Genomic DNA, 17,645 nt, shown 5'->3' on the forward strand with positions numbered 1-17,645 from the left:
CACAGAACCGGAGATACTGGGCAACGCGCTGCAGACGGATGCCTCGCCCGGCGTTTCGCCGAGGATCTCCGATGCTCGGTTCTCGGCGGTCATCCCGCAGTCAGCGGCAGGCGGCGTCGAGGAGTGCGTCCTCGTCCTCGGCGTCGCGGTCGCGGCCCCTCCGGGGTGCCGGAGCGGCCCCTGGAGCGGCATCCGTTCCCTCCGCCGCGGTCTCGGCGGCCAGGGCATCCTCGGCGTCTTCGCGGCGGTGCCGCCGCTCGGTGCGTATGACGTAGCCGATGAAGATGAAGCCCATCACGGCGAAGAGGATCCACTGGATCGCATACGAGAGGTGCGGGCCGGGGTCGTCGGAAGGCGGCTCGAGGGCGCTCGGCGCGGTCGCCGGCGCCGGGGCCTCCGAGACCATCACGCCGTAGGCGCTCTGCTCGAGGGCGTCGCCCGCGTCGGGGAGTGCGTCGGCGACGAGGCCGAGGTTGATCGTCGGCACCTGACCTTCGGGCGCGGAGCGTCCCGATGACGGCAGCGCCTCGCCCGGTCGCAGCCGGACGATGACGGTCGCCTCGCCGGACGGGGGAGCGGGCACCGCATCGGGTTCGGGCTGGTCCTTCCCGGGCGCCACCCAACCGCGGTCGACGAGCAGCACGCGGCCGTCGTCGAGGCGGAACGGCACGAGCACCTCGAACGCCGACGTGCCGCCGTGCGGACGGTTGCGGGCGAGAAGCTCGTCGTCGGCCAGGTAGGTGCCGGTGAGGACCACCGGACGCCACTCGTCCTGCGGATCGAGTTCGCCGCCGGCAGGGATGAGGTCGGCGAGGGGCACCGGCGGGGCATCGTAGTTCTCCGCGACCAGCGCGAGCTGCCCGGAGCGCTCCTGATTGCGCGTGAACTGCCAGTTCGACAGGAACGCGCACGCGATGGCGAAGACCACGGCGAGCGCGATGTAGATCGCCCAGCGCCCCGCGCGGGGAAGACGCTGCATGCTGACCGAGCGGCCGCTCATCGCGTCGTCTCCGTCTCCGCAGTCGTATCCGACTCCATAGGGGCCAGCGGCGCCACCGAGACGGGAAAGTCGCGGGCGGAGAGGAAATCGCGCAGATACCCGACGTGCTCGTCGCATGCGACCCACGTCTTGCGTCGATCGGCGGCGTGGATGCGCGGGTTCCGCCAGTCGATGCGCCAGCCTGCCGCGGCGCGGCATCCCGCCCGCGAGCAGGTCGCGTCGACGCCCTGCTCGCGGTGGACGTCGCTCATGCGGCCCCATCCCGGGTGCCGTCTGTGGCCGGCCGCGTCTCATCGATGCGGATCACGCGTGCCTCGGGTGCGGCGGCCGCCGAGGGAGCCGAGGGCGCGGCGGGAAGAGCCGCCTCGGGATCCTCGCGCCGGTTGCGCCGGCCCTCCTGGCCGACGTTCGCCGAGACGACCGCGACGTAGGGGAGGAAGATCGCCGCAGCCGCGAACACCCACGTGTACCAGCCATAGGGAGTGATGACCACCATGAGGACGAAGCACGCGATGCGGATGCCCATCGTCACGAGATACCGCATCGACCGCGCGTCGACGTCGTCGCGCGGTGCGCGCGGCAGGGACGTGGCCGATGGGGCGTGGCTCGAACTCTTCACGGTACTTCCAGGGTACGCCGCTTGCACGGCGTAGGCGCCCCGGAATCGTGTCCGGGGCGCCGGGATTCAGTACGTGCCGCCGGTCTCCTGGTAGACCGCGAAGAAGAATCCGAAGAACGCGATCGCCGCGATGATGCCGAGGAGCGCCAGGCCGAGACCGACCCAGCCGACGATGGTGCCGGCCAGCGCCATCCCGCGGCCCTGCTCACCGCTGGTCTTGAGCTGGTTGAGCGACATGTGGCCGGTGATCACGCCCACGATCGACCCGACGAAGGGCACGATGACGAAGGCGGCGATCGACGCGATGAGCGAGACGATCGCGAGGGTGTTGGTCTTGGTCTGCGCTCCGTAGCCATAACCCGCTGCGGTGCCGTAGGCGGGCGCCGCACCGTACGCGGGGGCTGCGCCGTAGGAAGGAGCTGGAGTCGACGCGGGCGCGCCGTAGGCGGCCGGGGGATAGGCGCCCTGCGCGGGCGGCGGGTACGCGCCCGCGGCCGGCTGCGCCGCTGCCGGAGCCGGCGGAACCGGCGGGTACGCGTCGGGCTCGGGTGCGGGGTTCTGGGGGGTGGGGTCGCTCACGGCGGGCCTTTCGTCGATGTCTGTGCCCAGCGTCCCAGCGGCGCACCGAGGGTGTCAAACGGGCCGGGTGCGCAGTTGTGCCGCCGATAGGCTGGTGCTGATCCGTCACAACCCCGGGAGTGCCACCATGTCCACCGATCGCGTCGTCCTCGTCACCGGCGGAAACCGCGGCATCGGCCGTGCCATCGCGGAGCGTTTCGTCGCCGAGGGCTACAGGGTGGCGGTGACCGCGCGCTCTGGAGAAGGTCCCGCGGGCACCCTCACCGTCCGGGCGGACGTGACGGATGCCGCAGCCGTCGACGCGGCGTTCACCGAGGTCGAGAGCGCCCTCGGCCCGGTCGAGATCGTCGTCGCGAACGCCGGCATCACGAAGGACACGCTCCTACTGCGCATGACGGAGGACGATTTCGACAGCGTTGTGGCGACGAACCTCGGCGGCGCGTTCCGCGTGGTCAAGCGCGCGTCGAAGGGCATGCTGCGCGCACGGTGGGGCCGCGTCGTGCTCATCTCGAGCGTCGTCGGCCTGTACGGCTCCGCCGGCCAGATCAACTACGCCGCCTCGAAGAGCGCGCTCGTGGGCTTCGCCCGCTCACTCACACGCGAACTCGGCGGACGCGGCATCACCGCCAACGTCGTGGCACCAGGCTTCATCGAGACCGACATGACCGCAAAGCTCTCAGACGACACGCAGGCGGAGTACAAGAAGAGCATTCCGGCCGGACGGTTCGCCTCGGCGGAGGAAGTGGCCGGCGTCGTCACCTGGATGGCGTCCGACGACGCCGCCTACATCTCGGGCGCCGTCATCCCGGTCGACGGCGGCCTCGGCATGGGTCACTGACCCCGCGCGTCTGCGCTCGACAGGCTCAGCGACCGGGCCAGGTGGTCCCTGAGCCTGTCGCAGGGTCAGCCGATCGCACGCAGGATCGCCTCGGCGACCGCGCCGGGTCGCGAGAACTGCGGCCAGTGGCCGGTGGCGTCTCCGGGTGCTCCGAGTTCGATCACGTCGAGATGCTGCAGCGCGGCGAGTTCGGCCGCCCACGGCGGGGCCTGCTGGATGATCTCCCTGATGTGCGCCTCGGGCACCGTTGCCGTGATGATCGTGGCGGGCACGGCACGCCGTCGCTCGTCGGAGAGTCGGATCGGGTCCGTCGGCACCCTCTCCGGCACGGACCGGGCGCGCGCGGCGACTTCGGCACGTGTCTGCGGGTCGAGGTCGGCGACGTCGGACTCGTCGAAGAAGTCCCAGCCGGGGAACGGAATCACCCCGTCCACGACGGGGAATTCCGAGATGGAACCGCCCTCGCCCGGCGGGAAGGTGTCGAGGAACACCACGCGCCCCACGCGGTCGGGACGCGCGTCGACCGCGCCGTAGGCGACGTTCCCGCCGCCGGAATGGCCGACGATGGCCACGTCACCGTCGAGGCGGTCGAGTTCGTCGACCGTCGCGGCGACCCAATCGGAGATGCCGATGCCGGCCGACTCGGCGCCCGACGCGCCGACGCCGGGCATCGTCAGCGCGTGGGTGCGGTGGCCGGCGGATTCGAGGGCAGGGGCGACCTCGCCCCAGGAAGACGCGTCGAGCCACAGCCCGGGTACGAGGATGATGTGCATGACTCGACGCTAGCGACGGCAGCCGACATCCGGAGCCCCCTACGGCAGCCGATGACGTAGCCGAGATGCGGCCTACGGCAGCAGCGGGATGACCTCGGCGAGGTCGATCGGCCCGACGACGAGGTCGGCGCGGGCGCGCACCGCGGGCTTGGCGTTGAAGGCGACCCCGAGCCCGGCGACGGCCATCATCTCGAGGTCGTTCGCCCCGTCACCGATCGCGATCGTGCGTGCAACGGGCACGCGGCGTTCGGCAGCCCACTCGCGCAGCGCAGCGGCCTTGCCCGCGGCATCCACGATCCCGCCGTCCACGAGGCCGCTCAGCGCGCCGTCCCGCGTCGCGAGGCGGTTCGCACGCCACACGTCCACGCCGAGGTCGGGTGCGACGGTGTCGAGGATCTCGTGGAATCCGCCCGAGACGACTCCGACGGCACCGCCGCGCTCGTGCACGGCCGCGATGAGCTCGCGCACCCCGGGGGTCGGCTCGATGCGCGACAGAACGCGTGCGAACGCCGCGAGCGGCACGCCTTCGAGCGCCTCGACGCGCGACCGCAGGCTGCTCGCGAAGTCGACCTCGCCGCGCATGGCGGCCTCTGTCGCCGCCGCCACCTCGGCCCCGCGCCCCGCCTCGTCGGCGATGAGCTCGATGACTTCGTTGCGGATCAGGGTCGAATCGGCGTCGAGCACCACGAGGAAGCGGGCGGGGGCAGCGGGCATCCCTCCACGCTAGCGAAACCTGGAAGCCCCACCCGACCGTTGCGTCATCGCTCGACGCGGAACCCCTTCCCGACCACGGTGATGCCGCTGTCGGTGATCGTGAACCCTCGGGAGAGGTCCTTCTCCCGGTCGACGCCCACGGTCGCGCCCTCATCGAGGACCACGTTCTTGTCGAGGATCGCGCGGTGCACCCGCGCGCCCGCGCCGACATGCACGTGGTCGAAGAGCACCGAGTCGGTGATCGTCGAGCCGCCGCCGGCGAGCGTCCACGGGCCCACCACGCTGCGCTCGAGGTGCGTGCCCGACAGGACGGACCCGAGCGACACGATCGAGTCGATCGCATTGCCGATGCGGCCCACCGAGTCGCGCACGAACTTCGCAGGCGGGGAGTTGACCGCCTGGGAGTGGATCGGCCAGTCCATGTTGTACAGGTTGAACACCGGCAGCGTCGAGATGAGGTCGCGGTGCGCGTCGAAGAACGAGTCGATCGTCCCCACGTCCCGCCAGTAGTACCGGTCGCGCGGAGTCGACCCCGGCACGTCATTGCGGTTCATGTCGTAGACGCCCGCCTCGCCCCGGCCGACGAAGTAGGGGATGATGTCGCCGCCCATGTCGTGGTTCGAGGTCGGCAGCTCTCCGTCCGCCTCGACCGCCTCGATCAGCGCGTCGGTGTCGAAGATGTAGTTGCCCATCGACGCCAGCACCTGATCGGGCGCATCGCCCAGGCCCACGGGGTTCTGCGGCTTCTCGAGGAACTCGCGGATGCGCATCGGGTCCTCGGGGTCGACGTCGATGACGCCGAACTGGTTGGCGAGCGAGATCGGCTGACGGATGCCGGCGACCGTCGCCCGCGCGCCCGACTCGATGTGCGCCGCGAGCATCTGCCGGAAGTCCATGCGGTAGACGTGGTCGGCGCCGATCACGACGACGATGTCGGGCTGCTCGTCGTTGATGAGGTTGAGGCTCTGCAGGATGGCGTCCGCCGATCCGGAGAACCAGCGCTTTCCGAGTCGCTGCTGCGCGGGAACCGAGGTGACGTACGAATCCAGGAGCGCCGACATCCGCCACGTCTGCGAGATGTGCCGGTCGAGGCTGTGCGATTTGTACTGGGTGAGCACGACGATCTGCCGCAGGCCCGAGTTGATGAGGTTGGAGATGGCGAAATCGATGAGCCGGTACTGCCCGCCGAAGGGAACGGCGGGCTTAGCGCGATCCGCGGTCAACGGCATCAGCCGCTTCCCTTCGCCGCCGGCGAGGATGATTCCGAAGACCTTGGGTGCAGCTGGCATGGCCCCCACACTATGACGCGTTCCGGGCCGTGTACTAGCGTTCGAGACATGCGAGTCGACATCGTCACCAAGGAGTACCCTCCGGAGATCTACGGCGGCGCCGGCGTGCACGTGACGGAGCTCGTGAAGGCCTTGCGGTCGACGATCGATGTGCGCGTGCGCGCGTTCGGGGCCGAGCGCGACGAAGAGGGCACGACGTCGTACGGCGTGCCGGCCGAGCTCTCCGGTGCCAACGCGGCGGTGCAGACGCTCGGCACGGACCTCGAGATCGTGTCGGATGTCGCCGGCGCCGACGTCGTGCACAGTCACACCTGGTACGCGAACCTCGCCGGCCAGCTCGCCTCATTGCTCCACGGCATCCCGCACATCGTGACCGCTCACAGCCTCGAGCCGCTGCGGCCGTGGAAGGCCGAGCAGCTCGGCGGCGGCTACGCCGTCTCGAGCTGGATCGAGAAGTCGGCGTACGAGGGCGCCGCGGCGATCGTCGCGGTGAGCAACGGCATGCGCGAAGACATCCTGCGCAGCTATCCGGCGCTCGATCCGGAGCGGGTGCGCGTGATCTACAACGGCATCGACGTCGAGGCCTGGCACCCGGTCGAGGATCCGGCGCTGCTGGCCGAGCTCGGCATCGATCCGGCGAGGCCCTCGGTGGTGTTCGTCGGCCGCATCACGCGGCAGAAGGGTCTGCCGTACTTCCTCCGCGCCGCCGAGCGACTGCCCGCCGACGTGCAGGTGATCCTCGCCGCCGGTGCTCCCGACACACCCCAGATCATGGCCGAAGTCGAGGGCCTCGTGCGCGGGCTGCAGGACACCCGCGCGGGTGTCGTCTGGCTCGATCGGATGCTGTCGCGCCACGAGCTGTGCACCATCCTCAGCGCGGCCACGACGTTCGTCTGCCCGTCCGTGTACGAGCCGCTGGGCATCGTGAACCTGGAGGCGATGGCCTGCGGTGCGGCAGTCGTGGGGACGGCGACGGGCGGCATCCCGGAGGTCGTCGTCGACGGCGTCACCGGGAGGCTCGTCCCGATCGAGCAGGTGCAGGACGGCACCGGGACGCCGACCGACCCCGAGCGGTATGTGGCAGATCTTGCACGCGTGCTCACCGAGGTCGTGAGCGATCCGGACCGCGCGCGCGAGTACGGCGCCGCCGGACGGCGTCGTGCGACGGAGGATTTCAGCTGGCAGCGCATCGCCGATCAGACGGCCGCGCTCTACGCGGAGGTGGCCGCCGGCGGCCGTTAGGCTGGTCGCATGCCACAGGTGCTCGAGTTCTCCGACGTCGTCGTCCGCCGAAACGCCAGGAACATCGTCGACCACCTGAACTGGACCGTCAACGACGATGAGCGCTGGGTCGTACTCGGACCCAACGGTGCCGGCAAGACCACGGTGCTGCAGATGGCCGACACGCTCCTGCACCCCACCTCGGGAACGGTGACCATCCTCGCGGAGCGGCTGGGCCGCACAGACGTGTTCGAGCTGCGCCCCCGGATCGGATTCGCGTCGTCGGCGATGGCGCGTCGCGTGCCCCCCGAGGAGACCGTGCTGAACGTCGTGCTCACCGCCGCCTACTCGGTGCTGGGCCGCTGGCGCGAGGACTACGAGGACATCGACGAGCGCCGCGCGCTGCGGGTGCTCGCCGAGTGGAAGCTCGACCACCTCGCTGACCGCACCTTCGGCACGCTCAGCGACGGCGAGCAGAAGCGGGTGCAGATCGCGCGAGCCGTCATGACGGACCCGGAGCTGCTGCTGCTCGACGAGCCGACCGCGAGCCTGGATCTCGGCGCGCGCGAAGAGCTCCTCATCCTCCTGGGCGGCTACGCCCAGGCGCCCACGACTCCCGCGATGATCATGGTCACGCACCACGTCGAGGAGATTCCGGTCGGCTTCACCCACGTGCTGCTGCTCCGCGATGGACAGGCCGTGGCATCCGGTCCCATCCGCGAGACCCTCACGTCCGAGACGCTCACCGACACGTTCGGCGTCCCCATCCGCCTCACCGAAGACGGCGGCCGCTACGCCGCACGGGCGACGCACTGACGCCCGCGGAGGGCTGGTTCGGCAACCGGCCGGGAGCCTGGTAGAATTTCTCTTTGGTGCGCTCGCACCCCAGACTTTGACCGCCCTGGCAAAATCCAGGGCATCACCCTCAAAGGACCATCATGAAGACTGACCTCCACCCGGACTACCAGGCCGTCGTGTTCCGTGACCTCGGCTCGGGCGAGACGTTCCTCACCCGCTCGACGGTGAGCAGCGACAAGAAGATCGAGCTCGACGGCGTCGAGTACCCCGTCATCGACGTGGAGATCTCGTCGGCCTCGCACCCGTTCTACACCGGCAAGCAGCGCATCATGGACTCGGCCGGTCGCGTCGAGAAGTTCAACCAGCGCTTCAAGAACTTCGGCGGCGCTTCCAAGTAAGCCCTCCGCGCGTTTCGACGGCGCTCGACGACCGGTCAGCGGTCCGCCTCGGATCAGAAGACCCCGCCTCGGCGGGGTCTTCTGCGTTCCAGCCGCTCAGCGGATCGGCCAGCGGCCGTCGAGCTGCTCGTCGGGATCGAGCCGGCCGATGCGGACGAAGTACTCGGTGAGGCTCTCGGCCTGCGCGCGCGCCCAGCCGATCTGGCGGGTGTGGAGTTCGTGGACGGTGTCGGGCAGCCACGGCGCGAAGCGCTCGGCGAGGGCCTGGGCGACCCGGCCCGCTGCCACCGCGTCGGCGGAGGCCTCGTGGGCGGCGTCGAGCCTCACGGCGTAGTGCGCCGCAACCACTTCCAGCGTGCGCTTGCCCTTGCGCCAGCGGTCGTACGCCTTGTCGACGACGAGCGGGTCGATCACCGGTGACGGCTCGTGGATCGGCGTGATGTCGTGACGAAGCGACTCGTACTTCAGCAAGGAGAAGTCGAAGGGCGCGTTGTAGGCGACGACGGGGATGCCGGCGTCCAGCAGCGCGCGCACCGCCTCGACGACCTCGCTCACGACCTCAGCCGCCGGTCGCCCCTGCGCGCGGGCATGCGCGGTCGATATGCCGTGGATCGCACTCGCACCCTCGGGGATGTCGACGCCGGGATCCGCGAGCCAGTCGCGCGCGCGGATGACCCGGCCCGCGGCGTCCAGCAGTCCGACGTGAGCCGTGACGATGCGGTCGGCGGTGACGTCGATGCCCGTGGTCTCGAGGTCGAACACCCCGATCATGCGCACCCAGTCCGGCACGTCCCACAGCGGCAGCTGTTCGGGACGCGGGCGGCTCATGCCGATCACGGTATGCGCCGCTTCCGACATCGCGGCGCAGGCGCTCCGCGCGCACCGGAGGCGGAGCCGCGCCTCGTAGACTCGACGGGTGACCGCCCCGAATCCGTACGCCCCGCTGCTCGACGCGATCCCCGTCGAGCGGCGCGAGGTCGGCGTGCTGGGCGGCGTGACGGCGTACTGGGTCTACGGCCCGGCCGATGCGGCCGTCACGGTCGTGGCGGTGCACGGCTTCCGGGGCGAGCATCATGGGCTCGAGCCCGTGGTGGCGCACCTCCCGTCGGTGCGGGTGATCTCGCCCGATCTGCCGGGATTCGGCGAGACGGCGCCGGTGCCCAACCGCCGGCACGACCTCGACCTCTACGCCGAGTGGCTGCGCGAGTTCGCCGCCGCCGTGGCACCGGGGGCCGTGATCCTCGGCCACTCGTTCGGCTCGATCGTGGTGGCGGCCGCCGTCGCCGGCGGGCTCGCCACGCCCCGCGTCATCCTGGTGAACCCGATCGGCGCACCGGCGCTCGAGGGACCGCGCGGCGTGCTCACGCGACTCGCCGTCTTCTACTACTGGGTCGGGACGAAGCTGCCGAAGCGGCTCGGCGATGCGCTGCTGCGCAACGGCCTGATCGTCCGGGTGATGAGCGTGTCGATGGCGAAGACCAAGGACCCCGGCATCCGTCGATTCGTGCACGATCAGCACGACACGTACTTCTCGCGCTTCGCCGACCGGGATGTGCTGCACGACGCGTTCCTCGCCTCGGTGTCGAACGACGTGCGCGCGTTCGCTCCGCGCATCGCGCAGCCGACGCTGCTCGTCGCCGCGCAGCGCGACGACATCACGCCCATCGAGGCGGAGCGGCGACTCGCCACGATGTTCCCGGATGCCGAGCTGGTGGAGATCCCCGACGTCGGGCACCTGATCCACTACGAGACGCCGGCTCCCGCCGCCGACGCGATCACGCGCTTTCTCGCGCCTTCCGACGCCGATACGCGTTGACGTTCATGCGGTTGCCGCAGTTGCCGATGTCGCAGTAGCGCTTCGAGCCGTTCTTCGAGAAGTCCACGTAGACGCCGTCGCAGTCGTCGGCGGCGCAGATCCGCACACGGTCGTACTCGTCGGCTCGGATGACGTCGACGAACGCCAGCGCCGCCTCGACCATGATGCGGGTCGCGAGCGGGGCGTCATCGCTCGTCGCATGGATGTGCCAGTCGAATCCGTCGTGAATGACCAGGCGGGGGAGTGCCTGGCCGTCGCGGAGCATCTCGTTGACGAGCGGCACGGCACCGTCGCGGTCGACCTCCCACAGCTGTCGCAGCCGTCGCCGGACCGCGCGGATGGCCGCGAGCTCGGCATCATCACGCCGGATGAGCCCGGTATAGGGGTTGACGCGGAGATAGTCCTCGAAGTCCTCGAGGGTCGAGAGCGTGTCTTCGTCGTCGTAGCCGGGCAGCGTGTTCACCAGGTACGACGCCGCGCGCAGATTCTGCTCGGTGTCATGAATGAAAACCACGTTGACTCCTGACATGCTGGTCCGGTACTGTCACCAGTGTAAGCACGTTTCACCCCTGACAGACGGACGTCGCCATGACCGCCCCGACCGCATCCCCTTCGGTTGCGCTGCTGGGCGCGGCTCCCCGTTCGAGCGCGCGGCTGCGCACCAGCGGATTGTTCATGGGAGTCGCCTCCGCTCTCGCGTTCTCGTCGAGCGGACCGTTCGTCAAGCCGCTGCTCGAGGCCGGCTGGTCCCTCGGTGCGGCCCTGCTCGTGCGCATGGGCGTCGCCGGACTGGTCTTGTCGCCGGCGCTGTTCCTGGCGATGAAGCGACAGCGCGGCTTCCTGCGCCGGCACTGGCGCCTCATCGCCGGCTTCGGCCTCATGCCCGTGCTCGGCTGCCAGCTCTTCTTCTTCTCGGCGATGCAGCGGATGCCCGTCGCCGTCGCCCTGCTGATCCAGTACCTCGCCCCGGTCATGCTCGTCGTGGCGGTGTGGGTCCGGACGCGCAAAGCTCCCTCGGCGCTCGTGCTGTGGGGGTCGGTGGTGGCGATCGTGGGCCTGGTGCTCGTCGTGGACATCTCGGGCGCGTCGTTCGATCTGATCGGCACCCTGTTCGCCCTCGCCGCAGCCGTCTGCGTGTGCGCCTACTTCGTGATCTCGGAACGCGCCGGCGACGATCTGCCGCCGCTGGCGCTCGCGGCGAGCGGGCTGCTGACGGGCGCGATCGTCATGGGGATCCTCTGCGCCACCGGCATCATGCCGTTCCAGGCACCCGCGGTGTCGGTGGTGCTGGCCGGGGTATCGGTGCCGTGGTGGATGCCGCTGCTCTGGGTCGCCGGCATCGCGACGACGCTCGGCTACGCGCTCGGCGTGATGGCGGTTCCGCGCATCGGCTCGCGGGTCGCGTCGTTCGTGGGGTTGTCGGAAGTGCTGTTCGCCCTCATGTTCGCGTGGATCTTCCTCGCCGAGGTGCCGGCGCCCGTGCAGTTCGCGGGGGGCGCGCTGATCCTGGTGGGTGTGGTGCTGGTGCGCGCCGACGCCTCGTCGACGGGCAGCCTCCCACCTACTCCTCCCGCGCCAGGCCCATGAGCGGAGTGACGCGATGGGGGATGACCTCGCCCATCACAAGGGATGTCTCGGTGCGCTCGATGCCTTCGATGGCGAGGATGCGGGCGTCGGTGTCGAACAGGTGCTGCGTGTCGCGGCAGGCCACCCGCACCAGCAGATCGACCTGACCTGACAGGCCGTGCGCCTGCACGACCTCGGGTACACGCGCGAGCTCGATCGCGATGCGGGGGAGATCCGCCTGCCGCACGATGACGCTGATGAACGCCTCGATCGGGAAGCCCAGCGAAGCGGATGAGATCGCCCGTTCATACGACAGGAACACCCCCGCCTTCTCCAGGCGCGACATGCGCGCCTGGACCGTGTTGCGCGAGAGGCCGAGGCGCTCCGCGAGTGCGACGACGGTGGCTCGGGGATCGGCGGAGAGCGCGGCCAGCAGTTCCAGGTCGACATGATCGAGGGCACTCATAGTGCCAAACGTTAGCACGGTATGGGTGGTCGTGACTTATCAACATGCTCAAGCAGAGCGCGAATGCTTGAGCGAGGTGCGATACGGACGTAGCCTCGACGTAGTCGGCGACGAAGCCGGCGCACGCGAAGCGGCTCCTCACGAGGGGGCCCGCAACGAGGAGTGATGACGATGACGCACACCCTGACACCGACAGCGGATCTCGCCACCGACATCGACGATGTCGCGCGACTGCTGACGCCTGACGGCGAGCGCATCGCCGACCCCGAGCTCGATCGCTGGGTCGCCGACGTCGACGCCGCGACGCTGCGCGGCCTGTATCGCGACATGGTGCTCCTGCGACGCATCGACACCGAGGGCGTCGCCCTGCAACGACAGGGCCAGCTCGGCCTGTGGCCGCCCTGCCAGGGGCAGGAGGCGACCCAGATCGGCACGGCGCGCGCGCTGCGTGCCGACGACTTCGCGTTCCCGAGCTACCGCGAGACGGGCGTGGTCTACGCGCGCGGCGGCAAGCCCTCGGACTTCGTGCTCGCGTGGCGCGGCGAGGAGCACTCCACCTACAACCCGTACGACATCAACACCGCGACGCAGCAGATCATCATCGGCGCGCAGGCGCTGCACGCGGTCGGCTACGCGATGGGCGTGCAGCGGGACGGCGGCGACCAGGTCTCGGTCGCGTACTTCGGCGACGGCGCGTCCAGCCAGGGCGACGTGAACGAGGCGATGGTCTTCGCCGCCTCCTTCGGCGCACCGGTCGTCTTCATGTGCACCAACAACCAGTGGGCGATCTCCGAACCCGTCTCCGTGCAGGCGAAGTTCCCCATCGCCGGGCGGGCGCCGGGCTTCGGCATCCCGAGCATGCGCGTGGACGGCAACGACGTGCTCGCCTGCTTCGCCGCGATGCGCTGGGCGCTCGACAACGCGCGCCGCGGCAACGGGCCGGCCTTCATCGAGGCGGTCACGTACCGCATGGGCCCGCACACGACCTCGGACGACCCCACGCGCTACCGCGACAAGGAAGAGGTCGAGAAGTGGCGCCGCCGCGACCCGATCGCCCGCCTTGAAGCGCTGCTGCGCGCGCGTGGCGAGTTCGACGAGGCCTTCGTCGCCACCGTCGAGGCGGATGCCGATGCGCTGGCCTCCGGCGTCCGCGAGGCCGCGATGACCGCCACGACCCGCGCGCCGCTGACCGTGCTCGACAACGTCTACGCCGAGCCGCACTCCGGTCTCGAGGAGCAGCGCGCGTGGTTCGGCGCCTACCTCGACGGATTCGCTCCCGCGACCGAGGGGGTGTGACGATGGTGCAGCTCACGATGGCGAAGGCCATCAACGAGGGACTCCGCCGCGCCATGGCCGACGACCCGAAGGTGCTCGTCATGGGCGAGGACATCGGCAAGCTCGGCGGCGTGTTCCGCATCACCGACGGGCTGCTCGATGAGTTCGGAGCCCAGCGCGTGGTCGACACGCCGCTCGCCGAGGCGGGCATCATGGGCACCGCGGTCGGGCTCGCCTTCCGCGGGTACCGGCCCGTCGTCGAGATCCAGTTCGACGGCTTCGTCTACCCCGCGTTCGACCAGATCGTGTGCCAGGTGGCCAAGCTCCACTACCGCACGCGCGGCAACGTGACGATGCCGATCACCATCCGCATCCCGTGGGCGGGCGGCGTCGGCGCGGCCGAGCACCACTCCGAGTCTCCGGAGGCCTACTTCGTCCACACGTCGGGGCTCCGCGTGATCGCGGTCTCGAACCCGCAGGACGCGTACATCATGCTGCGGCAGGCCATCGCCTCGAACGACCCCGTGGTGTACTTCGAGCCGAAGCGCCTCTACCACTCCAAGGGCGAGGTCGACCTCGACGTGGCGCTGGCGGACGCGCCGCCGATGGGTCTGGCGCGCGTCGCCCGCGAGGGAAGCGACGTGACGCTCCTGACCTACGGCTCGCAGGTCGCGACCGCCATGGATGCCGCCACCGCCGCCGAGGACGACGGCGTGTCGATCGAGGTCATCGACCTGCGATCGATCTCGCCGGTCGACTACCGCACCGTCACGGCATCCGTCCGCAAGACCGGCCGCGTCGTCGTCACCCACGAGGCGGCCCGCGAGGCGGGCGTCGGCGCCGAGCTCATCGCCAGCGTGACCGAGCGCTGCTTCAACTACCTGGAGGCTGCGCCGCAGCGCGTCACGGGGCACGACATCCCGTACCCGCCCGCGAAGCTCGAGAAGCACCACCTGCCCGATCTCGACCGCATCCTCGACGCCGTCGATCGCGTCATGGACCGGCCGAACAGCCTGAGCGGGGTGCTCGACTGATGGCGCAGGACTTCCACCTCCCCGACCTCGGCGAAGGGCTTCCCGAGGCCGAGCTCGTGCAGTGGCAGGTCGCCGTGGGCGACACCGTCGCACTCAACCAGACGATCGCCGAGGTCGAGACGGCCAAGGCCGTCGTCGAGCTGCCCTCTCCGTATGCGGGCACGGTCACGGCGCTGCACGCCGAGGCCGGCGATGTCATCGCCGTGGGCTCGGTGCTGATCTCCTTCGATACGGGGGGAACGGCCCCCACGCCCTCACCGGCCGCATCGGTCGAGGCATCCGCTCCCGACACCGCCGCGAGCGCGCCCGCACCGCCGGCCACGGCATCGGAGCCGAACCTGGTCGGCTACGGCGCCGCGCCGCGCGGAACCGGGCGGCCGCAGCGTCGCGCCCGCGTCGCCGCGTCCCCTGCGCCGGCAGCCGACACCGCGGTACTGGAAGCCGCGCCGCACGACGCGATCCAGTTCGCCGATGTCGTGGAGCGTCCGCTCGAACGTCCGCGGTCGACGCCGCCGGTGCGCAAGTTCGCGAAACAGCTGGGCGTTGATCTCGCCCTCGTCGAGGCATCCGGCGCGTCCGGCGTGATCACCCGCGCCGACGTCGAGGCGTACGCCGAGCGGGTGGGAGCGGTCGCCGCCCCGGTGGTCGACTCCGAGTCGCGTGAGCCGGTCGAGCGGTTCGAGCTGCCCGCACCGGACAGCGCAGGCGAGCGCACGACCCGCACGCCGATCCGCGGTGTCCGGCGCATGACGGCGGAGGCGATGGTGCGCAGCGCCTTCACGGCGCCGCACGTCACGACCTTCCTGACGGTCGACGTCACCGCGACGAGCGAGCTCATCGCCTCGCTGCGAGCCGACCGCCAGCTGCAGGACCACCGGATCGGCGTCATGGCCGTCGCCGCGAAGGCCGTGTGCCTGGCGCTGGCGCGCCACCCCGGCCTCAACTCGAAGTGGGACGAAGACGCCGGCGAGATCGTCGAGCACCATTATGTGAACCTCGGCATCGCCGCGGCTACGGGGCGCGGGCTGGTCGTGCCCAACATCCGCGACGCACAGGAGCTGAACCTGGTGGAGCTGGCCGACGCCATCCGCGGTCTCGCCGAGACCGCGCGCGCCGGCAAGACGGCCCCGGCCGACATGATGGGCGGGACATTCTCGATCACCAACGTCGGCGTGTTCGGCGTCGACGCCGGCACGCCGATCATCAACCCGGGGGAGGCCGGCATCCTCGCGATCGGCGCGGTACGACGCCAGCCCTGGGAGCACCGCGGTGAGATCGCCCTGCGCGACGTGATGACGCTCGCGCTGTCGTTCGACCATCGACTGGTCGACGGGGAGCAGGGCTCCCGCTTCCTGGTCGACGTCGCCGACATCCTCCGCGAGCCCGGGCGGGCGATGCTGCTGCGCTAGCAGGCCACTGACCGGCCGGCACCTTGGGGGTCGGCCGGTCAGCTCCTCTTCGGGTAGAAGAGACCGAGGCCGTGCTGCTGGAGCACGTCGTACGCCTCGGCGTACGACTCGGGCTCCGGTGCGTCCGGCGGTCCGTACCGCGCGAGCAGGAGGCCCAGCAGCCCGCGCCCGGGAGGACTGAGCGGCTTGGCCTGGTGCGCGCCGTCACGGAGGTCGATGCGCTCGTCCTCGTGCGGATTGGGCGGCACATACATCGGGTGCACGAGCGGCCAGGTGGACGGGTCTCGCGGGACGTCGAGGTTGACCACCGAGAACAGGTCGCGGGCGGTCGCGTCGCGGCGCGTGAGCGGGCGCAGGCCGTGCAGACGTGCGAGGGTCGCGATCACGGCGCCGTGGTGCATCTCGTCGTGCACGATGGTGCCGCTGCGCGTGTACGCCGAAACGGCGATCGCGGGAACGCGCACGCCCAGGCGTTCGAACGTGAAGCCCATCTCACCGGGTGCGTCGTCGGCGACGGGCGGCACGGCGACCGGGGGAGGGACGTGGTCGTACGTGCCCCCGTGCTCGTCGAACGTGATCAGCAGGAGCGTGTTCAGCGCGTTCGAGCCGTCCGGCGTGGTGCTGGCCCTGACGGCGTTGTAGACGTCGGCGACGAGCTTCTCGCCGGCGCGCACATCCGAGACGGCGGAATCGAGCACCGGCGCGCCGTCGACCTCGCTCTCGCGGTACACGCCGAAGGGCGGGTGGAAGTCGTTGTGGTTGTAGACCATCCGCGGCTCGATGAACGCGTACGCGGGCAGCCGGCCTGCGGCGGCATCGTCGAAGAACTCCGACATGTGGCCGAAGCGGCCGGTGCGCCAGTACTGCTCGACAGCCGGCGCGTGCATCATGCCGGTGAGCGAGACGAGCTGCATCTCGTCGAAGTACACCTTCCACGGGATCCCGGCCTCTTCGAGGCGGTTGAAGATCGTGGGCGCCGCAGGCGCGTCCAGCCATTTGTCGTAGCCGCCGCCGTGCTTGTTCGTGACGAATCCGTGCGACGTGGAGGCGTGGAAGAAGGACCGGTTGCAGTAGGTCTGCGAGGGCACAGCGGCGAACCAGGCGTCGAAGACCGCGAAGCCCTTCGCGAGAGTGGAGAGCACCGGCAACTGCTCGGGCGAGAAGCCGCCCATGATGTGGGAGGCCTCCTCCAGCGTCGGCGCCTTCCCGCGACGCAGCCGCTCGACGTTGTTCCAGTAGTCGCGGACGAAGCCATCCATCGTCGGGACGGTGCCGGCGGGCGGTGCGTTGAAGGGCGCCGCCATGTCGCCGACCTGACTGGTCGCATTGGTCGCGGGCGTCACGGTGTCGAACAGCTGCGTGTTGACGTGGGGGAACTCCTCGCCGGGATCCGGGTTCGGGCGGCCCATCACCTCATCGGTGGGGCCGCTGTAGGTGTGTGCGGCGATGCGCTCGCCGCCGGGCGCCGAGTTGGCGTAATCGCCGAAAGCGAGCCCGTCGAACGTCTCGCCGTCGGGGACGGTGTCGGGCGTGTAGAGCCACCCGAGCAGGTTGTCGAACGAGCGGTTCTCGCCCATCACGACGACCACATGATCGAAGCCGGGTTCGGAGCGCGCGGGCATGGCGGCCAGGTCGAGCGAACCCTCGCGCACACCGAGCTCATGCCCGATGGCGGCGCCTGCCGCCGCTCCGACCGCTCCACCGACCACGAGCCCGGCCGTCGCGATGCCGCCGAGCTTCAGGAAGTCGCGCCGCGAGCTGTCGATGCCGTCGGAGTGCCGGCGTGCGACGTCGCTCGCCTCGCCGTGAGCCGCCGGCTGCGCGTCGTCCGTGTGGCCATCCCCCGCCAT

20 protein-coding genes are annotated in these 17,645 nt (G+C 70.4%); 9 read left to right on the forward strand and 11 right to left on the reverse strand.

Features of this window, described 5'->3' with window-relative positions; translation table 11 throughout:
* Positions 1 to 100: 100 nt before the first annotated feature.
* From B1729_RS08505 to B1729_RS08520, 4 genes are all read right to left on the reverse strand, one after another.
* On the reverse strand, positions 101 to 1,000 hold the full coding sequence (locus B1729_RS08505; protein ID WP_163632005.1) for an SURF1 family protein: 900 nt from the start codon (positions 998 to 1,000) through the stop codon (positions 101 to 103).
* Positions 997 to 1,251: a hypothetical protein gene (locus B1729_RS08510; protein ID WP_163632008.1), complete on the reverse strand. Its 255-nt coding sequence runs from the start codon at positions 1,249 to 1,251 to the stop codon at positions 997 to 999. Before B1729_RS08510 ends, B1729_RS08505 begins: the two co-directional genes overlap by 4 nt.
* Positions 1,248 to 1,619 carry a DUF3099 domain-containing protein gene (locus B1729_RS08515; protein ID WP_163619498.1) on the reverse strand — a complete coding sequence of 124 codons (372 nt, stop codon included), beginning with the start codon at positions 1,617 to 1,619 and terminating at the stop codon, positions 1,248 to 1,250. The genes B1729_RS08510 and B1729_RS08515 overlap by 4 nt, the downstream gene beginning before the upstream one ends.
* Positions 1,620 to 1,685: 66 nt before the next feature.
* On the reverse strand, positions 1,686 to 2,198 hold the full coding sequence (locus tag B1729_RS08520) for a DUF4190 domain-containing protein (RefSeq protein ID WP_163632010.1): 513 nt from the start codon (positions 2,196 to 2,198) through the stop codon (positions 1,686 to 1,688).
* Positions 2,199 to 2,325: 127 nt separating this feature from the next.
* Between B1729_RS08520 and fabG the strand changes: the two genes are divergently transcribed.
* A complete protein-coding gene (gene fabG / locus B1729_RS08525; protein ID WP_163632013.1) occupies positions 2,326 to 3,036 on the forward strand; it encodes a 3-oxoacyl-ACP reductase FabG in 711 nt (236 codons plus the stop codon).
* A gap of 65 nt (positions 3,037 to 3,101) precedes the next feature.
* Here the strand turns inward: fabG and B1729_RS08530 are convergent, their stop codons facing one another.
* The 3 genes from B1729_RS08530 to B1729_RS08540 form a co-directional block, all read right to left on the reverse strand.
* Entirely contained in the window at positions 3,102 to 3,809 is a 708-nt protein-coding gene (locus B1729_RS08530; protein WP_163619503.1) for an alpha/beta hydrolase, read from the reverse strand.
* A gap of 72 nt (positions 3,810 to 3,881) precedes the next feature.
* Positions 3,882 to 4,523, reverse strand: a complete 642-nt coding sequence (gene serB, locus B1729_RS08535; protein ID WP_163632015.1) for a phosphoserine phosphatase SerB — start codon at positions 4,521 to 4,523, stop codon at positions 3,882 to 3,884.
* A gap of 44 nt (positions 4,524 to 4,567) precedes the next feature.
* Positions 4,568 to 5,812 (reverse strand): glucose-1-phosphate adenylyltransferase, encoded by a 1,245-nt coding sequence (locus B1729_RS08540; RefSeq protein WP_163619507.1) that lies wholly within the window; start codon positions 5,810 to 5,812, stop codon positions 4,568 to 4,570.
* A gap of 48 nt (positions 5,813 to 5,860) precedes the next feature.
* On the opposite strand from B1729_RS08540, the gene glgA reads away from it, so the two are divergent.
* From glgA to B1729_RS08555, 3 genes are all read left to right on the forward strand, one after another.
* Complete coding sequence (gene glgA, locus B1729_RS08545) at positions 5,861 to 7,054, forward strand: glycogen synthase (RefSeq protein WP_163619509.1); 1,194 nt, start codon at positions 5,861 to 5,863, stop codon at positions 7,052 to 7,054.
* Between the two features lie 9 nt (positions 7,055 to 7,063).
* A complete protein-coding gene (locus B1729_RS08550) occupies positions 7,064 to 7,849 on the forward strand; it encodes an ABC transporter ATP-binding protein (protein WP_163619511.1) in 786 nt (261 codons plus the stop codon).
* A 122-nt stretch (positions 7,850 to 7,971) separates the two neighbouring features.
* Complete coding sequence (locus B1729_RS08555) at positions 7,972 to 8,229, forward strand: type B 50S ribosomal protein L31 (RefSeq protein ID WP_163619513.1); 258 nt, start codon at positions 7,972 to 7,974, stop codon at positions 8,227 to 8,229.
* 96 nt (positions 8,230 to 8,325) lie between these two features.
* Here B1729_RS08555 and B1729_RS08560 read toward each other — a convergent pair whose 3' ends face one another.
* On the reverse strand, positions 8,326 to 9,057 hold the full coding sequence (locus tag B1729_RS08560) for an exonuclease domain-containing protein (RefSeq protein WP_239539557.1): 732 nt from the start codon (positions 9,055 to 9,057) through the stop codon (positions 8,326 to 8,328).
* An 88-nt stretch (positions 9,058 to 9,145) separates the two neighbouring features.
* Here B1729_RS08560 and B1729_RS08565 point away from each other — a divergent pair, with 88 nt between their 5' ends.
* A complete protein-coding gene (locus B1729_RS08565) occupies positions 9,146 to 10,045 on the forward strand; it encodes an alpha/beta hydrolase (RefSeq protein WP_163632021.1) in 900 nt (299 codons plus the stop codon).
* Here B1729_RS08565 and B1729_RS08570 read toward each other — a convergent pair.
* Entirely contained in the window at positions 10,005 to 10,559 is a 555-nt protein-coding gene (locus B1729_RS08570) for a CGNR zinc finger domain-containing protein (protein WP_163619518.1), read from the reverse strand. The two genes, B1729_RS08565 and B1729_RS08570, sit on opposite strands and share 41 nt — an antisense overlap.
* Before the next feature lie 74 nt (positions 10,560 to 10,633).
* Here B1729_RS08570 and B1729_RS08575 point away from each other — a divergent pair, with 74 nt between their 5' ends.
* Positions 10,634 to 11,632, forward strand: coding sequence for a DMT family transporter (locus B1729_RS08575; protein ID WP_163632024.1), 999 nt, complete (start codon positions 10,634 to 10,636; stop codon positions 11,630 to 11,632).
* Here the strand turns inward: B1729_RS08575 and B1729_RS08580 are convergent.
* On the reverse strand, positions 11,607 to 12,077 hold the full coding sequence (locus B1729_RS08580; protein WP_163619523.1) for an Lrp/AsnC family transcriptional regulator: 471 nt from the start codon (positions 12,075 to 12,077) through the stop codon (positions 11,607 to 11,609). The two genes, B1729_RS08575 and B1729_RS08580, sit on opposite strands and share 26 nt — an antisense overlap.
* 165 nt (positions 12,078 to 12,242) lie before the next feature.
* On the opposite strand from B1729_RS08580, the gene pdhA reads away from it, so the two are divergent.
* From pdhA to B1729_RS08595, 3 genes are read left to right on the forward strand one after another with little or no spacing between them, the layout of a single operon-like run.
* Entirely contained in the window at positions 12,243 to 13,373 is a 1,131-nt protein-coding gene (pdhA, locus tag B1729_RS08585) for a pyruvate dehydrogenase (acetyl-transferring) E1 component subunit alpha (protein WP_163632027.1), read from the forward strand.
* 2 nt (positions 13,374 to 13,375) lie between these two features.
* The gene (locus B1729_RS08590; RefSeq protein ID WP_163619527.1) at positions 13,376 to 14,386 is read left to right on the forward strand and encodes an alpha-ketoacid dehydrogenase subunit beta; all 1,011 of its coding nucleotides are present in this window, start codon (positions 13,376 to 13,378) and stop codon (positions 14,384 to 14,386) included.
* Complete coding sequence (locus B1729_RS08595) at positions 14,386 to 15,795, forward strand: dihydrolipoamide acetyltransferase family protein (RefSeq protein ID WP_163632029.1); 1,410 nt, start codon at positions 14,386 to 14,388, stop codon at positions 15,793 to 15,795. Before B1729_RS08590 ends, B1729_RS08595 begins: the two co-directional genes overlap by 1 nt.
* Positions 15,796 to 15,833: 38 nt before the next feature.
* Here B1729_RS08595 and B1729_RS08600 read toward each other — a convergent pair whose 3' ends face one another.
* Positions 15,834 to 17,645 carry an alkaline phosphatase family protein gene (locus tag B1729_RS08600; RefSeq protein WP_163632031.1) on the reverse strand — a complete coding sequence of 604 codons (1,812 nt, stop codon included), beginning with the start codon at positions 17,643 to 17,645 and terminating at the stop codon, positions 15,834 to 15,836.

Origin of the sequence: Microbacterium sp. B35-04 (genome assembly GCF_010634885.1) — a bacterium.
Taxonomy (GTDB): Bacteria; Actinomycetota; Actinomycetes; order Actinomycetales; family Microbacteriaceae; genus Microbacterium.